15 protein-coding genes and 1 pseudogene are annotated in these 18,573 nt (G+C 58.5%); 7 read left to right on the top strand and 9 right to left on the bottom strand.

Annotated features, from left to right (window positions below; translation table 11 throughout):
* Positions 1-41: 41 nt before the first annotated feature.
* The 4 genes from EM858_RS00085 to repA all read right to left on the bottom strand — a co-directional run bounded on the left by EM858_RS00085 (position 42) and on the right by repA (position 4,400).
* Positions 42-254 carry a hypothetical protein gene (locus EM858_RS00085; RefSeq protein WP_127755407.1) on the bottom strand — a complete coding sequence of 71 codons (213 nt, stop codon included), beginning with the start codon at positions 252-254 and terminating at the stop codon, positions 42-44.
* Positions 255-712: 458 nt separating this feature from the next.
* A complete protein-coding gene (gene repC / locus EM858_RS00080) occupies positions 713-1,948 on the bottom strand; it encodes a plasmid replication protein RepC (RefSeq protein WP_348628174.1) in 1,236 nt (411 codons plus the stop codon).
* 227 nt (positions 1,949-2,175) lie between these two features.
* The gene (gene repB / locus EM858_RS00075) at positions 2,176-3,189 is read right to left on the bottom strand and encodes a plasmid partitioning protein RepB (RefSeq protein ID WP_080854050.1); all 1,014 of its coding nucleotides are present in this window, start codon (positions 3,187-3,189) and stop codon (positions 2,176-2,178) included.
* Positions 3,186-4,400, bottom strand: a complete 1,215-nt coding sequence (gene repA, locus EM858_RS00070; protein ID WP_080819719.1) for a plasmid partitioning protein RepA — start codon at positions 4,398-4,400, stop codon at positions 3,186-3,188. The genes repB and repA overlap by 4 nt, the downstream gene beginning before the upstream one ends.
* Before the next feature lie 434 nt (positions 4,401-4,834).
* Here repA and EM858_RS00065 point away from each other — a divergent pair, with 434 nt between their 5' ends.
* The 4 genes from EM858_RS00065 (at position 4,835) to EM858_RS00050 (ending at position 9,665) form a co-directional block, all read left to right on the top strand.
* A complete protein-coding gene (locus tag EM858_RS00065) occupies positions 4,835-6,220 on the top strand; it encodes an FAD/NAD(P)-binding protein (RefSeq protein ID WP_127755405.1) in 1,386 nt (461 codons plus the stop codon).
* A 379-nt stretch (positions 6,221-6,599) separates the two neighbouring features.
* Positions 6,600-6,995, top strand: a complete 396-nt coding sequence (locus tag EM858_RS00060; protein ID WP_059758295.1) for a RidA family protein — start codon at positions 6,600-6,602, stop codon at positions 6,993-6,995.
* A 31-nt stretch (positions 6,996-7,026) separates the two neighbouring features.
* A complete protein-coding gene (locus tag EM858_RS00055; RefSeq protein WP_127755878.1) occupies positions 7,027-8,115 on the top strand; it encodes a D-TA family PLP-dependent enzyme in 1,089 nt (362 codons plus the stop codon).
* Positions 8,116-8,186: 71 nt separating this feature from the next.
* Positions 8,187-9,665, top strand: a complete 1,479-nt coding sequence (locus EM858_RS00050) for a M81 family metallopeptidase (protein ID WP_127755404.1) — start codon at positions 8,187-8,189, stop codon at positions 9,663-9,665.
* Between the two features lie 58 nt (positions 9,666-9,723).
* Here the strand turns inward: EM858_RS00050 and EM858_RS00045 are convergent, their stop codons facing one another.
* The 3 genes from EM858_RS00045 to hutG form a co-directional block, all read right to left on the bottom strand.
* Entirely contained in the window at positions 9,724-10,293 is a 570-nt protein-coding gene (locus EM858_RS00045; protein ID WP_127755403.1) for a HutD family protein, read from the bottom strand.
* Positions 10,294-10,356: 63 nt separating this feature from the next.
* Positions 10,357-12,030 (bottom strand): urocanate hydratase, encoded by a 1,674-nt coding sequence (hutU, locus tag EM858_RS00040; protein ID WP_065656680.1) that lies wholly within the window; start codon positions 12,028-12,030, stop codon positions 10,357-10,359.
* Positions 12,031-12,041: 11 nt separating this feature from the next.
* The gene (hutG, locus tag EM858_RS00035) at positions 12,042-12,845 is read right to left on the bottom strand and encodes an N-formylglutamate deformylase (protein WP_127755402.1); all 804 of its coding nucleotides are present in this window, start codon (positions 12,843-12,845) and stop codon (positions 12,042-12,044) included.
* 24 nt (positions 12,846-12,869) lie between these two features.
* Here hutG and EM858_RS27670 point away from each other — a divergent pair.
* Positions 12,870-13,025, top strand: a pseudogene (locus EM858_RS27670) (riboflavin biosynthesis protein RibD); the annotation flags it as partial.
* A gap of 30 nt (positions 13,026-13,055) precedes the next feature.
* On the opposite strand, the gene hutH reads toward EM858_RS27670, so the two are convergent.
* Together hutH and hutI are read right to left on the bottom strand one after the other, a co-directional pair.
* On the bottom strand, positions 13,056-14,600 hold the full coding sequence (gene hutH, locus EM858_RS00025; RefSeq protein ID WP_127755401.1) for a histidine ammonia-lyase: 1,545 nt from the start codon (positions 14,598-14,600) through the stop codon (positions 13,056-13,058).
* Complete coding sequence (hutI, locus tag EM858_RS00020; protein ID WP_127755400.1) at positions 14,597-15,856, bottom strand: imidazolonepropionase; 1,260 nt, start codon at positions 15,854-15,856, stop codon at positions 14,597-14,599. Before hutI ends, hutH begins: the two co-directional genes overlap by 4 nt.
* A 114-nt stretch (positions 15,857-15,970) precedes the next feature.
* Between hutI and EM858_RS00015 the strand changes: the two genes are divergently transcribed.
* Positions 15,971-17,317 (top strand): formimidoylglutamate deiminase, encoded by a 1,347-nt coding sequence (locus tag EM858_RS00015; RefSeq protein WP_127755399.1) that lies wholly within the window; start codon positions 15,971-15,973, stop codon positions 17,315-17,317.
* Between the two features lie 51 nt (positions 17,318-17,368).
* Positions 17,369-18,094 (top strand): histidine utilization repressor, encoded by a 726-nt coding sequence (gene hutC, locus EM858_RS00010; RefSeq protein WP_080819735.1) that lies wholly within the window; start codon positions 17,369-17,371, stop codon positions 18,092-18,094.
* Positions 18,095-18,573: the final 479 nt, after the last annotated feature.

Genomic DNA, 18,573 nt, shown 5'->3' with positions numbered 1-18,573 from the left:
GCGCCATAAACAGCCCTCGCCCGCTTTGGTTCCGCCGCTCGTCAGCTATCCGCATCGAGGTAGGAGCTATATTGAACATAGTCCGCGCTCGGTTGCCCATCGACGATCTCCGGCGGCCGACCTTCGCCACCGGGCAGATGGCCAGTATTTTCGAGCTCCGCTCTCAGGAGCTTTTCGATCGCCCTTTCCCGGGGCAAGGCGTTGTCCGCCATGTAGAGGGCGACGGCCAGTTCCATATCATTCGGAAAATTCATAAGCTCAGCCATCCGTTCAAGCAATCAAGCGCAAACGCAGGACCTTGCAGAAAGTTCAACCTCGCTGTTTTGGCGCGAGGCTTTGTCTGTCGACCGTGCATTTACTTCCGATGGGCCATATCCCGGTTTTGCGGCGCCCCGGCATGCGCTTCTATTCAGTATCGCACGCCTGTTTGCCAGCTGCTCCGCGCATACAGATTACGCTTTTCCGCTCTTCTCGTCGCAATTTCGACGAAAAATACCCTCGACTCAAGCGATTGAAACCAATCATGGAAAAACGCAAACGAAAGCTAAATCGGACTTAGTTTTCATTACCTTGCATTAACCATAGAAATCCACCGGCTGCACTGTTGCTGCAGCAGCCTCATGCGAATCTCTTTCTGCTTGCGGAAACGGCGTTAATGTAACTTCCGTCTGCTTTTTCCGCAAGCGATGACCATTTCCACGGCCGTGTGAACTCACGAAAGCATGTTCGCCTCCACGGCGTCCTTATGCCCTCGCAATTGCGCCAGAAGCATTGTCTGCACATCAAAGCCGCCTTCCTGCGCCTTACGGGTCAGATTACGCAGATATCCGCCGAGCGAGCTTATCTGGTCTGCTTTCTGCAAAAGGCATGCGAGAATGGCTGCCGTTCCCTGTCGGCCGAATGTGACAAGCGCATCCTGATACGCCGACTGGCTGATCTTGAACATGGTTTTGATGACGGATGTCGCCACTTCGAGATCGCGCCATCCGGTAACCGCTCCGCCTGGGGCATAGAGCGAGATATCCGGGCAAGCCTTCAAAACCAAAACAATATCAGGAACAAAAAATTGCTTATGAGGAACAGGCTTTGCTGACTGCGGCGAAGCTTTTGCACTGACGGGTGCCACATATGCCGGCTGGGTGCATGCCGTGCTGGCAGGTGCAACGGTTGCCGGTTCGCGCAAATCTTGCCGTTCAGATATGGATTCGGATTCTGAATTCTTTATGAGGCGCTCATTTTGGCAGTCATTGCCGCCCGTTTTTTCCGATTTTTCAATATTTTCCAGATAGTTGGTCACTTCCGCGCGCAAAGAGGCCAAAAATCCGGCGATTTCCCGAAGTTCCGCAGGCTTGGAATTGCGGCCGAGAGAGCGGGCAATGGCATTGTAGCGGGTCTGAAACCCTTCGAAGGTCTCGACTTCACCGCTCGCGGCAATCATCTCGCAGAGTTTCTGAATATCGCGGCGGCAAAGGCTGATGTTTTCACGAAGCCGCTGAAGATCGAGCCGTTCGCTGACAATGCGTTCGGCCAGTTCCTCGATTTCCGCTTTGCGGGCGAGAAGCGGCGCCAGCGAAAAACCATAAGCCTCGCTGATTTCCCCTCCCCTGTGCTTGCGGGCGTATCGTTTTCCGTTCGGGCTGTCCTTGCGAATGATGAGACCGGCCTCGACAAGAGCCGAAAGGTGCCGGCGCAATGTCTGCTCGGCCATGCCATGGGCCCTGAGCGACAATTGCGTGTTCGACGGGAAGACGACCAATCCGGCTTCGCTGGAAAGCTCGTTTTTCGGATAAAAACTCAAAAGCGCGTTCAGGACCGCAAGCGAGCGATCAGTCACGCCGAGCAATGGCCTGGCTTCGCAGACCGAACGATAGAGTTTCCATTTATCGACCGCTTCGATTTTCTTGTTTTTCTGCGCGGCGAACTGGGTCGCGAGGACGCCAAACGACATCGCTCGCCGCCCAAAGGGCGTCGTTACACATGTGCTGTCCATGTCTTTCACCTTTCACAAGGCAAAAGAAAATCGCTCACCGAAAAATTCGATGCCAAGACTCTTGACTATGATTCGCGGAAATGAGATTCTTCGGGTGCTTAAATCAAAGAAAGGCTTCCGCGCGGCAACGTTCGGGGGCTTTTTTCTTTTGTGATGCGTCTCCTGTTAGTCGTTCGAGTTAAAAATCACTGCTTGGACCGGTATTCGGCAAACAGCGTCTGAAGATGTTCGAGAACGAACTCGGCAAATTCCGGGGCTTCGTTCTTGTCGATGGAGATATCCAGCTTGCGGTCGCTCTCGACCACCTTCGCCAGCCGGCCGCCGGTTTGCGATGACCAGACGCCGGTTTTTTTCGCCTGCGCCTTGGGCTTCAGGAAATCCAGGAGCGACTTGAAACGTTCTTCCGATGGCAAGGCGGCAACCGATGCATCCTTGACATAGGCACGGGCTGCTTCCTTGACCTGCGAGGAGGAAAGCTGATCGGCAAGATCCATCCAGTTACGACGGCCGACAGTCGGGGCCGGGCCAATCAGATCGACCAGATCCTCGGGAATGCGGCCGACAACCGAAAGCATGTTGGAGAGATCGCCCTTGTGCAGCGACATGGCGGCCATGATCGTATCCCGAGGAAACCGCATCTGCAGTTTCTGGGCAAAACGCGCCTTTTCGATATAGGTGAGGTCGCGACGCTCGTTGTTTTCCTGTCCCTGGGCGACCACCAGCTGCTCGTCGCTGAGATCACGAACGACCGCCTTGACCGGAATACCGAGGCTGGAAACGGCGCGCAGGCGACGATGGCCGAAGGCGACCTGATAACGGCCGGGGAATTCGGGATGCGGGCGCACCAGAATGGGAACCTGCTGGCCCTGTTCACGAATGGCCTCTACCAGACCTGCATCCGCCTCTTCAGAGGCTGGCATGCGATCCGGTATGAAAGAGGGGTCGATATCGGCAGGGCTGAGCGAAACGATCGTAAGACCTTCCGCGAGCTGCTTTTCGATCTCTTCTGCCCGCTTGGCGCGTTCCGATACTTCATTGAGCGACTGGCCGATCATGCCGACCGGGGAATTCAGAACATCCGTCACGAGTTCCGGAGAACCGAGGATGGGCCGGATACGCGGACGCGACCGCTCGGTGGCAGTCTCGTTGCTGTCGGTGCCCGGCGTGCCGAGATTGGCGAAGATCTGTTTTCTGCTCATGCTGCCCTACCCCACGCTTTTTTAATCAGTCCTTCGATTTCAGCGTTTACGTTGTTCATGGCTTCCAGCGCGCGGTCATAGGTGGACCGAGTGAACTGGGTTCTTTCCACTTCGAAAAGTGTCTGGTTGGTCAGTCCGGCATCCGAGACGGCCGTGCTCTTCAGCATCGGATGGATGAGGACGTTCTCGCCAAAAATCGAGCGCAGGAAGGCGACCATCTGGTTCTGCGGCCCATCGCTCGGTTCAAAACGGGTGATCAGGTAACGCATCCAGTTATAGTCGGACCGCGCTCCCGCCCTGCCGATTTCGGCGAGAAGATCGCCGGTCATGGCAAGGAACTGGTTCATCGACATCACATCAAGCATTTGCGGATGAACGGTGACGAGAACCGATGTGGCAGCCGTCAACGCCGAAAGCGTCAGGTAACCAAGCTGCGGCGGGCAATCGATGACCACGACGTCATAGAAGTTCTGCGCCTGGGCTATCGCCTGGCCGATGCGGGCAAAAAACAACGTATCGCCTGGCGCGCGACGCATCAGCGCGCGGGGCGTGTCGTGTTCGAATTCCATAAGCTCCAGATTGCCCGGGACGATATGGAGATTGGGAATATAGGTGCCACGAACGATCTCGGCGATCGGCCGGCGTTCGTCGTCGTAACGGATCGCGCCATAAAGCGTTTCATTCGGACCTACATCGATCTCCGGCTGATGACCGAAGAGAGCGGACAGACTGGCCTGCGGATCGAGATCGATGGCAAGCACCCGGTACCCGCGCAGCGCCAGATATTGCGCCAGATGCGCCGATGTCGTGGTTTTTCCTGAACCGCCCTTGAAGTTCATGACCGCGATGACCTGCAACTCTTCGCCGTCACGGCGATGCGGCAGATAGCGGCGTGCGCCACGCGCGCCCTGATCGAGGAATTTTCTGATCTCGTCCATATCCTCGACAGAATAGGAACGACGACCGGAAGCCTGCGCCGCATCGAGCTCCGGACGCTCGGCGGCGATCTGGCGAAGATAGGCCTCGCCGATGCCGATCAACCGTGCGGTTTCCGCCGGTGAAAAATGGCGCATGCTCTTTTCGGTGTGCGGGGAAAATGTATTTGCATTATGAGCCTGCAATTGGGCTGACAACGCAGCCGAATGCTGTTGTATAAGACTCGTCAGGTCGGGTGCTCCTGCGGCACGTCTTAAATCGGCACTCTGTGTCATCGGTCTTCTTTCGCTCGAAATTGCAGTAGCGGTTTTTTTCGAAAAAGGCGGTTTTTTCCGCAACTGAGATATAAGCGCCGATTCTCTTTTTGGCGCAATAGGCTTTTTTCTCAGGTTGGAAAGTGCCGCTAAAGCATTGTGGAAGAATCACATTTGCTTTTTGTGACGCTTTGACGGTTAGCCGCGGCTAACTTCTCGTTGTCGATCATAATGAAGGGCGTTGTCGCGTCTTTTGATGCGCGGAATATCTGCCCTGTGCCGGAGTTTGCCGCGGCTAACTTTTGAGGTTGATCTTCTATGCCTCCGATAATCCCGGCGCCAGAAAGTGAAGGGTAGACATTCACATCTGTTTAATCTCTACTCGTTGACTAGAGTATCGTTGGGTTCGACACCCGTCGTCTGGCTGTTCAAGCTGTCGCAGGTTGGAGGAATGAATGTCCTATGATGTCGCTCTCGTCGGGTCGGGTTTTTCGGCCATCTGTACCGCCGCCCATCTTCTATCGTCCCTGCCGGCGGAAGCCTCTATCGCTATCGTCGGCGATGAGTCGGATTTCGGGCGCGGCACCGCCTATCGCACGGAACTGCCCTATCATCGTCTCAATGTGCCAGCCGGGCGAATGAGTGTCTTCCCTGACAAGCCGGATGACTTTGTCGACTGGTTGGCGGAAAACGGGATCGCGAACAATCCCCTGCTGTTCGCATCGCGCGGTGACTATGGTCTTTATCTTCGCGACAGACTGGCCGGCCTGCTTAGAAGCAGGGAGCAACGAGCCCGGGTGGACTTCGTTCGGGCCAAGGCTTCGGCCTGCCAACCGGATGGCACAGGCGGATTTTCTTTTACGCTGGAAAATGGTGAGCAGCTGCGCGCGCAGAATGTCGTTCTGTGTCTGGGTGTCGGCGCTGCGAGTTTGCCGGTGCAAACTGTCGCGAAGGAAGAAGAGGGTCCGCAACGTATCATTGGCCACTGCTGGCAGCCGGGATGGTTGTCAAAAATAAAAGCCGGGAATCGCATCTGTATTTTGGGTTCGGGCCTGACGATGATCGATCAGGTTTTGACTCTGCGGGGAAAAGGACATCAAGGGCCAATCCATGTTCTGTCCCGTCGTGGCCTGGTGCCGCATCCGCATGTCAGCCCCCAATCACCGCCCGTGGGGCCGAATCTACCTGAAGGCTCGACGGAGATCAGCTGGTTGCTGCACTCTCTGCGCAAGCAGGTGCGCGATGGCGCGCCGTGGCGCACCGTCATGGATGGCTTGCGGCCGCAAACTCAATCGCTTTGGCAACGTCTTACACCTTCCCAGCGGAGCCGGTTCCTTCGGCATGCTTTGCCCTGGTGGAACATCCACCGGCACCGTATCGCACCCGAAGTGTCTGGCGCTTTCGGGACGTTGCTTTCAGATGGTGTTCTTGAAATTCATGCGGGTTACCTTCGCTCCATAGAAGAGAGAGAGGAGGGGATCGCCGTGCGTTACCGCCGCAGGCATACGCGGATATTGAAGGAGCTCCAGGTCGATTGGGTCGTCAATTGCACGGGCATGGAGCGGGCCGGCATCGGCCATTCGCGGCTTCTTGAAACGATGCGCGGCGATGGCGTTATTTTACTCGATCCTTTCGGGCTCGGGGTGGAAGTCGATGGCCAGTCCCGTTTGCTGCGGACGGACGGACGAAGCTGGCCCGGTCTTTTCGCTGCCGGTGCGCTGACTGCGGGCCGCTTCTGGGAAATTACCGCCGTTCCGGATATTCGTGTGCAGGCGCAGAAGATCGCGCAAGAGATCACGGACAGAGTGACGGCGAGCGACAGGCTTTCCGCACGGGGTTGAGTTGGTTGAAGGATCGGCCGATGCGAGACACATCTTTATTTCCATCGTTTTTAGTACCTCTTCTCCGAGGTTAGCCGCGGCAAACTTGTTCTCTGAATAATGTGCTGGAAACTCCATGGATGCCGAATTTGGCCAGTGTAACGCAGCGCGAATGCCCACAGGGGGCCGCATTATGGGCATGCAGCTCCCCATGAATCACACCATATATCGACCCTGAGCCATATATTTCCCAATAATCATGGGCGGCAAGCACGGCAGCGGATTTCGCGCGTAATGTGCGCGATTGCTAAATAATTTACATTGCTTATGGATATGCGTCATAAAATCGGCTACAAATCGCGAAAATTTCTGAAATTATGAAAATAATTTGCGAGGATTTATGCAAAAGCCGAAACTGATACGATATGAGGCGGCGGACAATCAGGCTGGCGGACAGCGGCGACCATTTGCCAAAGCCGTCCGGGCCGGAGATTTCGTGTATGTTTCCGGGCAGGTGCCGACCGTCGATGGTGAGGTGGTGACCGGCGGGATCGTGGCGCAGACCGAGCAGGTGGTTGCGAATATCAAGGATGTTCTGGCGCTTGCCGATTGCACGCTTGCGGATGTGGTCAAGGTCAATGTCTGGCTGGACGATGCCCGGGATTTTTCGAGCTTCAACGCCGTCTTCCAGAAATATTTCATCGATCATCCGCCGGCACGCTCCACCGTGCAATCGCCGCTGATGGTCGATGCCAAGGTGGAAATGGACGTTATCGCCTATAAGCCGCTGGCCTGAAGCCCAAGTTTTCGATGTTTGAGAGTAGATGATGACCTATCCCTGGCCTGATGCGGGCACACCCCTCAATGCGATTTCGACGCCGATGCCTGTCATCGACGAGGACAGGCTCGCTGCCAATATCCTCAGGGCGCAATCCTATCTGGATGACCACGGCAAGGCCTTTCGGCCGCATATCAAGACGCACAAGATACCCGCCGTCGCCAAACAGCAGCTTCAGGCCGGCGCCATCGGCATTAATTGCCAGAAAGTCAGTGAGGCGGAGGTCTTTGCGGATGCCGGTTTCGATGACATTCTAATCACCTACAATATTCTCGGTGCAGCAAAGCTGTCGCGGCTGAAGGCGTTGAATGCGCGCATCGGCCGGCTGAGCGTGGTTGCCGATAGTGCGGTCACGATTGCAGGCCTTACCGATACATTCGACGCGGCAAGGCCGCTTGCCGTACTGGTCGAATGCGACACGGGCGGCAAGCGCTGCGGTGTGCAGACGCCGGAAGCGGCACTGGCGCTTGCGGAAAAGATCGCTGCGGCTCCGGGCCTCACATTCAAGGGCATTTTGACCTATCCGGCACCGGGCGGAGCCGCGACGGTGGAGAACTTCCTTCGCGAGACCATGGCGTTGCTGGCGGCAAAGGGCATGGAATGCCCGGTGCGGTCCAGCGGCGGTTCTCCAGATTTTTACGCCGCCCATCTCGTTCCTTCCGCCACCGAACATCGGGCCGGCACCTATGTCTATAATGATCGCGCCATGCTGCGCGCCGGACATTGCACGGCGGGCGATCTCGCCATGCATGTTCTTGCCACCGTCGTATCGCGACCGACAGCCGATCGGGCCGTGCTGGATTGCGGCTCCAAGGCCCTGACCTCGGATCTTCTGGGTTTCAGCGATTACGGGCTGCTCGAAGGCTACGAAGGCGCGAAAATCATCTCGCTTTCGGAGGAACATGCGGTTGTCGATCTATCCGGCTGTGCTTCGGGCCGGCCTGAAATCGGCGACGTGGTCAAGGTCGTTCCGAACCACACCTGTGTCGTCAGCAATCTTTTCGACAGGATGGTTTTTCATCGAAACGGCGTTGTAACGAGGGTTGAGCAGGTGGCGGCGCGCGGCACCGTCTGGTAAGATTACCCGGCTAATTAAATTCTGAAATAAAGCTGCCGAAGGGCAGATTGCGGTAACGAGAATCTAGAGACATGCGCATCTTCACGGCGTCACTCGCCACCGAAACCAACACGTTTTCACCAGTCCCGACGGATATGGACGCCTTTCGTGCGGCTTTTTATGCCGGGCCGGGGGAGCATCCCGAAACGCCGACGCTTTGCTCGTCGCCAGTGCCGATCTTGCGCCGTCGTGGTAAGGCGGAAGGGTTCACGGTAATAGAGGGAACTTCCTGCTGGGCGGAACCGGCGGGCCTTATCCAGCGCCAGACCTATGAAACGCTGCGGGATACGATTCTCGCCGAACTCGGTGCGGCCCTGCCGGTCGATGCCGTGGTGCTCGGTCTGCACGGCGCCATGGTGGCGCAGGGTTATGACGATCCGGAAGGGGATTTCCTGTCACGCGTCCGCGCATTGGTCGGACCGGATGTACTGGTCGCGGCGGAATTCGATCCGCACAGCCATCTGACCGCGCTTCGGGTCAAAAATCTCGATATCATGGCGACGTTTCTGGAATTTCCGCATACGGATTTCGAAGAGCGTGGCGAGCATGTGGTGGAAATGGCACTGCGCACGCTTCGGGGGGAGATCAAACCGGTCATCTCCACCTTCGATTGCCGCATGATCACCATTTATCCCACCAGCCGTGAGCCGATGCGCTCCTATGTCGACCGGCTGAAGGCGATGGAAGGCAAGGATGGCATCCTTTCGATTTCCGTCATTCACGGTTTCATGGCGGGCGATGTGCCGGATATGGGAACGCGCATTGTTGTCGTGACCGATAATGACAGGGCAAAGGGCGATGCGCTGGCTGAAAAGCTCGGCCATGAGCTTTATGCCATGCGCAAACTGACCGCCATGCCGATGCTGGATACGGAATCAGGCCTCGACCAGGTTCTTGCAATTCGCAGCAACAATCCGGACAGGCCGGTCGTCGTCTCCGATATCTGGGACAATCCGGGCGGCGGTGTCGCCGGTGACGCCACCCATATTCTGCGGCGCATAGTGGAGCGCGGCATGGACAACATCGCCGTCGCGACGATCTGGGACCCGATTGCGGTGTCTTTCTGTCACGCGGCGGGCGAGGGGGCCGAGATCGATCTGCGTATCGGCGGCAAATCCAGCCCGGAAGGCGGCGAGCCGCTCGATTTCCGCATAAAGGTGATGCGCACGGCCGAGGCCGGCTGGCAGAGTTTCCGCAACAGCCGCGTAACGCTCGGCCGCGCCGCCGTCGTTCGGCCGCTCCGTACGCAGATCGATATCATCCTCATCACCAGCCGCACGCAAACTTATGAGCCGGATATCTTTTCCAATCTCGGAGTCGATTTCGCGAAAAAAGACGTGCTGCTGGTCAAGTCCACCAACCATTTCCATGCGGGATTTGCGCCGGTCGCCTCCGAGATCGTTTATATCGCGGCCCCGACATCTTATCCGACCGATCCGGCGAAAACGCCCTATCGCAAGGCGAGCCTTGAGCTTTGGCCACGGGTGGCCGATCCGCTGGGCCTGGACTGAGGCGGCAGCGGTTTGAGCGTTATCTGGACGGAATTTGTGAAGCCTTTTCCGGAAGGCTTCAGAGACGCTCGAGGGTGATCAGGAAAAACGTGCTTTCGCTTTGATCTCCTTCGACGGTGAACGGTAAACCGCCTTCGATCAGCAGACCATCCAGCTTCCCCAATCGGTCCTTGCCTTCACCGGTTAAAATCGTCAGCGGGTCGAGCGCCAGAACAAGCGACGTGTTTCCGGCGGCTTTTCCCGAGAACGGGCCGGAATGCCTTTTAACGACATGACGAAAGCGCGAGCGGCGGGTCATGACGTTCAGATCGGTGATCGCGCCATCGGGCAGGGTCGCATTCACGGGAACATCGGCCGGAAAGGGCAGGGGTGGGCTTTCCATTGTCAGCAACAGCGGATCGTCCGTCGCAATTGCCAGCGCCATGCCGTTTCCCTCAAGAATGGAGAGGGTGCGGTCTATGCCCGGGAAGATCGAAAACGGCCCGTCGCTCGCCACCGTCGCCATGCTGATGCGCCAGTCGAAATTCTCAACGGAAGACGCGGGTGGAAAGATGGCGATTTCCACCGTCTCGCCGCCGCCGTTTTTCCAGGGCATTCGCTTGTAGTCGCTTGCGCGCAGCAGGGTCATGGTTTTCCACTTTTGAGAGGGATCGGCCGGAAAGAGGTGTTTCTCTGTCCGGCCGAAAGAGGATCAATTGCCGAGAATGCCGGGCAGGCGCAGGCCCTGTTCCTTGGCGCATTCCACGGCGATGTCGTAACCGGCATCGGCATGGCGCATGACGCCGGTTGCCGGGTCATTCCACAGCACGCGCTCCAGCCGGCGAGCGGCATCGTCGGTGCCATCGGCGCAGATGACCATGCCGGAATGTTGCGAGAAGCCCATGCCGACGCCGCCGCCGTGATGCAACGACACCCAGGTCGCGCCGGATGCGGTGTTGAGCAGCGCATTGAGAAGCGGCCAGTCGGAAACGGCGTCCGAGCCATCCTTCATGGCCTCGGTCTCGCGGTTGGGCGAGGCGACGGAGCCGGAATCCAGATGGTCGCGGCCGATGACGATCGGCGCCTTCAGCTCGCCGTTCCTGACCATTTCGTTGAAGGCAAGGCCCAGACGGTGGCGGTCGCCAAGGCCGACCCAGCAAATACGCGCGGGCAGGCCCTGAAAAGCGATGCGCTCGCGCGCCATGTCCAGCCAGTTGTGCAGGTGCTTGTTGTCTGGCAGCAGTTCCTTCACCTTGGCGTCGGTCTTGTAGATGTCTTCCGGATCGCCGGAAAGGGCCGCCCAGCGGAACGGGCCGATGCCGCGGCAAAATAGCGGGCGGATATAGGCCGGCACGAAGCCCGGAAAGGCGAAGGCGTTTTCCAGGCCCTCATCCTTGGCGACCTGGCGGATATTGTTGCCGTAATCGAGCGTCGGAACGCCGGCATTCCAGAAATCGACCATGGCCTGCACATGCACCTTCATTGAGGCGCGAGCGGCAGCAGCAACGGCCTTCGGGTCGCTTTCCTGCTTGGCGCGCCATTCGGCAACGGTCCATCCGGCCGGAAGGTAACCATGGACGGGATCATGCGCCGAGGTCTGGTCGGTAACGATATCGGGACGAACGCCGCGACGGACGAGTTCCGGGAAGATTTCCGCCGCATTGCCGATCAGGCCGACGGATTTCGCTTCGCCCGCCTTGGTCCATTGGTCGATCAGCGCCAGCGCCTCATCGAGCGTATGCGCCTTCGCATCGACATAACGGGTGCGCAGGCGGAAGTCGACGCGGGTTTCATCGCATTCGACGGCGAGGCAGCAGGCGCCGGCCATGACGGCGGCGAGCGGCTGTGCGCCGCCCATGCCGCCGAGACCGCCGGTAAGAATCCACTTGCCCTTCAGGTTGCCGTCGTAATGCTGGCGGCCGGCCTCGACAAAGGTTTCATAGGTGCCCTGCACGATGCCCTGCGTGCCGATATAAATCCACGAACCGGCCGTCATCTGGCCGTACATGGCAAGGCCCTTCTTATCCAGCTCGTTGAAATGATCCCAGTTCGCCCAGTGCGGCACGAGGTTGGAATTGGCGATCAGCACGCGCGGCGCGTCCTTGTGGGTGCGGAACACGCCGACCGGCTTGCCGGACTGCACGACGAGGGTTTCATCCTCGTTCAGATCCTTCAGCGTCGCGACGATACGGTCGAAATCGTCCCAGGTGCGGGCGGCACGGCCGATGCCGCCATAAACCACCAGCTCATGCGGGCGCTCGGCCACATCAGGGTCGAGATTGTTCATCAGCATGCGCAGCGGCGCTTCCGTCATCCAGCTTTTGGCATTGAGGTCAGTGCCCTGCGGCGAGCGGACATCGCGAATATTGTGGCGTGGATTGTTCATGTGTTTTCCCCTTATCGTTTCGTGTCGAGCGCAAATTTTTCCATGCGCGTGAGAATGGTTTTGAGATGGGAGCGAAGCCGTTCGGCCTTGCCCGTGTCATAGGCAAAAGGCGGCGTCTCGCTTTGAAGATGGGTGGATTGCGCCAGCTCCATCTGAATGGCGTGCACGCCGCTCTGCGGTTTTCCGTAATGGCGCGTCGTCCAGCCGCCCTTGAAACGACCGTTCAGGATGCTGTCGCAGCCCTCCGCTGCGGCGGTCACCTCGACGGCGATTTTTTCGATGGCCGGATCGCAGGTCTTGCCCATATCCGTGCCGATGTTGAAATCCGGCAGCTTGCCTTCGAACAGGAAGGGAATATGCGAACGGATCGAATGGCAATCATAGAGAATGGCGATGCCGTGGATGGATTTGACCCGCTCGATTTCCGCCGCAAGGGCCGCGTGATAGGGCGCGTGGAAGTTTTCCAGACGATAGGCGATATCGTCCGCCGCGGGTTCCTGTCCTTCATTCCAGATCGGCTCACCGTCGAAATCGGTCTCCGGAACGAGGCCTGTCGTGTTCTGGCCCGGATAAAGGCTGACCCCGGCCGGGTCGCGGTTGGCATCGATCACATAACGGTGGAAGGTCGCCCTTACGGTTGTCGCATTCTCGAGAAGGCCGGCATAGAGCTCATGGATATGCCAGTCCGTATCGGCGAGAATCTTGCCGTTATCGTTCAGGCGTTGCCAGATATCCGCCGGCACATCCGTGCCGGTGTGGGGCAGGCCGAGAATGATGGGCGAGGCGCCCTGGTGAAGCGTGAAGGGTCTGTTCATCGATCGGCCTCTTCTGCCGTGGGGTTACCCCCCTCTGCCCTGCCGGGCATCTCCCCCTCAAGGGGGGAGATCGGCAAGCGGCGAATACCTTGCGCCACAATATCTGGGAACGAGCGGGTGCGGCATCTGATCTCCCCCCTTGAGGGGGAGATGCCCGGCAGGGCAGAGGGGGGTAACCCCACGACAGTGGAGGATAGAGTACTCATCATCTCAAACCTCCAGCTTCGGCAGGATGCCATCCGAAATTGCCGCCACCAGCGCGCCGGAGGCAATCAATTCCGCCGCAGCCTTCAGGTCCGGCGCCATATAGCGGTCTTCCTCCAGCGAAGGGACCGCGGCGCGCAATGCCGCAATCACCTTTTGCAGTTCGGGGCTCGTTTTCAGCGGCCCACGCAGTTCCACGCCCTGTACGGCCGAAAGTGCCTCGATGCCGAGAATGGCGAAGAGATTGTCCGTCATCGGCAGCAGACGGCGCGCGCCATGGCAGGCCATGGAGACATGATCTTCCTGGTTGGCGGAAGTCGGCGTCGAATCGACCGAGGCCGGATGCGCCATCTGCTTGTTCTCGCTCATCAGCGCGGCGGAGGTGACTTCGGCGATCATCAAACCGGAATTCAGGCCCGGCTTCTTCGAAAGAAAGGCCGGAAGACCATAAGAAAGGGCCGGATCGACCAGCAGCGCCACACGGCGCTGGGCGATCGCGCCGATCTCGCAAATGGCAAGCGCCGTCTGGTCGGCGGCAAAGGCCACCGGTTCGGCGTGGAAATTGCCGCCGGAGACGACGGAATTGTCTGAAAGCACCAGCGGATTGTCGGTCACGGCATTGGCTTCGATTTCCAGCGTGCGGGCCACCTGCCGCAGAAGATCGAGGCAGGCGCCATCCACCTGCGGCTGGCAACGAATGCAATAGGGATCCTGCACCCGCTCATCGCCCTCGATATGGCTGACGCGGATTTCCGAACCTTCCAGCAGATTACGAAGCGCCGCTCCCGCGTCGATCTGGCCCTTATGGCCGCGCAGGCTGTGAATATCGGGATGGAAAGGTGCAGATGAGCCCATGGCGGCATCGGTGGAAAGCGCTCCGGTAATCAGCGCCGCCTGCGCCGCGCGATGGGCGCGGAAAAGACCGGCGAGCGCCAGCGCCGTCGAGGTCTGTGTGCCGTTGATCAGCGCCAGCCCTTCCTTGGCGGCAAGCACCACCGGGGTCAGTCCGGCTTTCGCAAGCGCTTCGCCAGCTGGCAGAAGCGCACCCGCATAAAAGGCCTCGCCTTCGCCCATCATCACCGCGGCCATATGGGCAAGCGGCGCAAGATCGCCGGAAGCTCCGACCGAACCCTTTTCGGGAATGACGGGGATGACGCCCTTCTCCAACATGGCTTCGATCAGCCGCACCAGCTGCAGCCGCACGCCGGATGCGCCGCGACCGAGCGAAACCAGCTTCAGCGCCATGATCAGCCGCACGACATTTTCAGGAAGCGGTGCGCCGACTCCGCAGCAATGCGACAGGATGAGATTGCGCTGCAACGTCGCCACATCGGCCGCGTCGATCTTGATGGAAGCGAGCTTGCCGAAACCGGTATTGATGCCATAGACCGGCGCATTGCCGGCAGCGATCTCGGCGATGCGGGCCGCCGCCTTTTCAATGCCTTTATCGAAGCTGCAGTCGAGTTTGGCGCTGCCGTTCTCCCAGTATATCTCGGCGAGATCGGCTAAGCTCACATCGCCGGGGTGAAGCGTGATGGTCTTCATGGTCATGGGCAAACCTTCTCTCCCTTGAAAATGCGGGCGTGGAGCGGATTGAAACCGATGCGGTAGACGAGTTCTGCCGGACGCTCGATATCCCAGATGGCGAAATCAGCGGATTTTCCAGCCTCCAGCGTGCCGGTTTCCGTAAGCAGGCCGAGCGCCTTTGCCGCGTTGCGTGTCGTTGCCGTCAGGCACTCTTCCACGGTCATGCGGAAAAGTGTTGCGCCCATATTCATGGTCAGCAGCAGGGAGGTGAGCGGCGAAGTGCCGGGGTTGCAGTCCGTTGCCAGCGCAATGTCGGCCCCGGCATCGCGCAGGGCCTGCACCGGCGGCAATTGTTTTTCCCTGAGCGCATAGAAAGCGCCGGGAAGAAGCACGGCCACGGTTCCCGCTTTCGCCAGCGCCGTCGCACCGGCCTCATCAAGATATTCCAGATGATCGGCCGAAAGCGCGTTATAGGATGCCGCAAGCTCGGAACCGCCAAGGTTGGAAAGCTGCTCGGCATGCAGTTTGACCGGAAGGCCATACTGTTTTGCAGCCTTGAAAACCCGGTCGATCTCCTCGACGGAAAAGGCGATGCCTTCGCAAAAACCGTCAACCGCATCCGCCAGCCCTTCCGCACGGGCTTTTTCCAGCCCCGGCAGAACGACATCGCCAATATAATCGGCGTTGCGCCCCTTATAGTCTGCAGGTGTCGCATGTGCGGCGAGATAGCTGGTGACGATGCGCACCGGCCGCAACGTCTCGAGCCTGCGGGCGACGCGCAGCATTTTCAGCTCGGTTTCAATGTCGAGACCGTAACCGGATTTGATTTCAACCGTGGAAACGCCTTCGGAAAGAAGCGTGTCGAGGCGCGGCAAAGCCTGCGCCACCAGAGCATCTTCCGAAAGCGCACGCGTGTCGCGCACCGAAGAAACAATGCCGCCGCCCGCCTTGGCGATCTCTTCATAGGTCGCCCCATTCAGCCGCATCTCGAATTCCATGGCGCGGTTGCCGCCGAAGACAAGATGGGTGTGGCAGTCAATCAGGGCAGGGGTGATCCAGCGGCCGCCGCAATCGTTGGTCTCGTCGGCTTTCGCCAGATCGGTGGGCAGATCGCTTTCAGGGCCGGCAAAGGCGATGCGGCCGTTACGCACGGCAATGACGGCGTTTTCGACGGCGCCGATGCCTTCCATGGCGGGATCGAAGGTTGTCAGCCGGGCGTTGCGCCACAAAGCCGTGGCGTTCCCAGTCGCCGTTCCGTTTGCAGATTTGTTCCCTGGCATTTGCTTTTCGCCTTTCCTTTGTGAGTTAAATGTATATACATAATAATCGGCTTGGCAAGCCGCAATTTCGTGTTTGAAATGGCCTTGCCGGACAGAACCAAAGGAGAGGGTGGCATGACGGCAATTCACGCGGGCGCAGCGCTTCTGGCGGATGGATGGGCGAAGGATGTTCGCATCGTCTGCGATGAAGGCGCTATTTTATCCGTGGAAACCGGCGTTTCCCCGCAGCCGCAGGATGAGCGACATGCCGTCATTGTCCCGGCCATGCCCAATCTTCACAGCCACGCCTTTCAGCGTGCCATGGCGGGGCTTGCCGAAATCCGTGGTCCCGGCGATGACAGTTTCTGGAGCTGGCGCACCGTCATGTATAAATTCGCGCTCTCCATGACGCCTGACCATGTCGAGGCCGTTGCCGCCCAGCTTTATATGGAAATGCTCGAGGCCGGTTTTGGGCGGGTTGGAGAATTTCATTATCTGCATAATGACAGGGATGGCTCGCATTACGGTAATATCGCCGAAATGGCTGAACGTATCGGCGCGGCCGCCTCGCAGACGGGTATCGGCCTCACATTGCTGCCGGTCTTTTACGCCCATTCCGGTTTCGGTGGCCAGACGCCAATCGACGGGCAGAAGCGCTTCATCCATTCGCTCGACAGCTACGGAAAGCTGATGCAGGGGGCGCAGGCCGTTGTGGACAGGCTGCCGGGCGCCACCCTTGGCATAGCGCCGCACAGCCTGCGTGCGGTGACCGGCGACGAGCTGGCAGCCATCGAGCCGCTGGCAAAAGGCGGGCCGATCCATATTCATGTGGCGGAACAGACGAAAGAAGTGGAAGATTCGCTCGCCTTTTCCGGTGCGAGACCGGTGGAATGGCTGCTTGAAAACGCGCCGGTCGATGGCCGCTGGTGCCTTATCCATGCAACACACATGACGGAAACCGAAACGCGAGGCATGGCAAAAAGCGGTGCTGTTGCCGGCCTCTGCCCGATCACCGAAGCCAATCTCGGCGACGGCATCTTCCCGGCTCCGGCGTTTCTCGCTGAAAACGGTCATTATGGCGTCGGATCCGATTCCAACATTCTGATTTCCGTACCGGAAGAATTGCGAACGCTCGAATATTCGCAGCGACTCTCTCACCGCGCACGCAATGTCATCGCCGATGCCGGTCATTCCACGGGCGAAAAACTCTTCCGGCAGGCGCTCGAAGGCGGCGGCAGGGCTCTGGCGTCGCGAAACGGTCTGGAAAGTGGAAAAAGCGCCGATTTCGTCGCTCTTGATGTTTCCGCCGTTTCTTATCTTCCGATACCCCAGATTCTCGATCAGTGGATATTCGCGGGTGGCGTTTCTGTCGATTCCGTTTGGGTGCGCGGCAAAAAGTGTGTGCAGGCCGGCCGGCATACCCATCGCCGTGAAATATCCGATCGTTTCAACAAGGTCATGGCTGAACTTCTCGATAGCTGATATGGGCTCGGCAGAAACGGGAAAAAGCCAGCGGGGAAAGGCATTGCGGACGTGACGAAAGCATCAGCCGGGCAGACCCTGCACCAGCGTATCCTCAGTGAGATCGAGGGGCGGATCGTTTCGGGAGAATGGCCGCCGGGCCATCGATTGCCTTTCGAGGTCGACCTCGCCGATCAATATCACTGTTCGCGCATGACGGTGAACAAGGTCATGGGCCAGCTCGCCAAGGCCGGTTTGATCGAGCGCCGCAAGAAATCCGGCAGTTTCGTCCGCCAGCCGCAGATCCAGTCCGCCGTTCTTCAAATTCACGATATCGGGGCCGAGGTCGAATCCCTTGGCCTCGACTATGGCTTCAAAATCCTGGAGCGCAAAAGGCGCAGCGCGAAAGGCGCGGATCGTGAGCGGCTCGACGTTTCGGTCGGGACACCTTTGCTCGACATTCTCTGCATCCATTTCGCCGGTGCGCGCGAATTCTGTGTCGAACAGCGCCTCATCAATCTGACGGCCGTGCCGGAAGCGGCTGAAACCGACTTTACCGAAATTGCGCCAGGCCCCTGGCTGCTCGGCCATGTTCCGTGGAGCACTGCCGAACACCGGATCAGTGCCGAAACACCGTCGAAGGAGATCGCGCGCCTGCTCGGCATTTCCGACAGGCAGGCGTGTCTTGTCGTGGAGCGCCGTACCTGGAGCAATTCGGGCGCTGTCACCTATGTGCGCTTCACCTATCCCGGCAATGCGCATGCGCTGGTCGCCCGCTTCAGCCCGTCTTCCGACTGATATCGGCAAGGCCTTCGCCCCCTGTTATTGCGATACTGAGCCCCTATATAAAGGAAGGCCCATCAGGCTTGACGGACACCGACAGGAAAACCGTTAAAAGTCGTTCATTTATACGATAATTTTCAAATTCCCTTTTACAATCAGCAACATATCACATTTCTTGTTTTTTTTGATTTTGCTGTGTTGACTTGTTTGAGGGTGTGGATTTATAAGTCCGCTCACTGAACGAGGGCGAGCGGCGCTGCTGGCGACGGCGACTTTCGTTCTCAAGAAATCAAGTTGATGAGCGGATTGCTTGTTGGGTTTCGGGGCTTATGGCTTTGGGGCGATTGATTTTGTGACTGCTTTGGGCGGTCTGTTATTTGACAATTGAATATGAGAAGAAAGAGAAACGTGGGCGGCGAAGCTTGCGGGGTCTGAAGGAATTTGGATCTCAGGAATAGACTTTGACGGTCACGTTTTGAACAAGAGAATACACC

The organism is Agrobacterium sp. CNPSo 2736, from assembly GCF_004005385.1.
GTDB classification, from domain to species: Bacteria; Pseudomonadota; Alphaproteobacteria; order Rhizobiales; family Rhizobiaceae; genus Agrobacterium; species Agrobacterium leguminum.
Note: the sequence above shows the minus strand (reverse complement) of the source record. Positions and strands in the feature narration are given on the sequence as shown.